The following is an 858-nucleotide window of genomic DNA, read 5'->3' as shown; positions in this document are numbered from 1 at the left end:
CGCTATAACTGTCATTCTGGAAGTTATAAACCCATATAGGTGCTGCGCGAAGATAAGTCCCGCCCCCTAACTGGTAAAAGAGAAATGGCTGGAATGTCCCGAGATGAACATCGTTGCGATCGTCTTTTCCGGCGAAACTGTGCTGCCATGACGCAAGGTAGCCGTATTGAAATTTTGGTGAACTCGCATCAAATAACACGTTGACCAAACCCGCTGACCATTTCTCTGTGCCCAATGAATCATCGCTTGCAGTAGGGGCAGTGATTTGCGGTCCAAAGCCAAAGCTGACAGCAGGATTGCCGGTATCAATCAACCATGACGCGAAAAGATTAAGATCACCTGTGCCGGTTTTATGGCCGCCAGAGGGAGGTGAAGGGTATGTGTTTACAGGTAAAGAGCCGCGCAGTAGCCAGTGACTTTCACCCAGCGAAAATGGCTGGGCATAACGGAACCAGAACTGGTTGGCATCTTTATCGGTTCCGCTGAGGTCGCCGATATAATAATTCTGCATATTGAATGCAGTCATATTGGCCAGCGGGTTATTCGCCTGCGCAGCGTCCGGCGTATGTTCTTCGGCCGCCAGGACGTAACCCGAAACGAAGGGGAAAAGTAAGGGTAATAGTGTGAATATCCGACGCATAAGATCACCTGAATTGAATTCCCCTGCGGCTGTGGTAGAAACACCGCAGGGGTTTTATTTATGGCGTGACGATATTGAACCAGAACTCAAATTTATCCATATAACCCAGCATTTCATCCAGCTTCGCACCGTTGCCGGTTACCTTCACATCGCCTTTATCTTCAGCTTGTTTCAGTGTGACTTCCTTGAGGATAATTTTGTTGAGGGTGTCACGGTTC

The 858-nt window shown here is 48.6% G+C and carries 2 protein-coding genes; both read right to left on the bottom strand.

Translation table 11 applies throughout. The features are described from left to right. Positions 1 to 640, bottom strand: a 640-nt coding sequence (locus tag AC1DUO_RS25595) for a hypothetical protein (RefSeq protein ID WP_477989508.1), incomplete at its 3' end; no start/stop codon positions are given. Positions 641 to 698: 58 nt separating this feature from the next. Continuing rightward, positions 699 to 858: alkyl sulfatase C-terminal domain-containing protein (locus AC1DUO_RS25590; RefSeq protein WP_477989510.1), on the bottom strand; the 160-nt coding region annotated here is incomplete at its 5' end.

The sequence above is a fragment of the Rahnella sp. P4_A8 genome (assembly GCF_056402435.1).
This window is presented reverse-complemented; position numbering and strand designations above follow the sequence as displayed.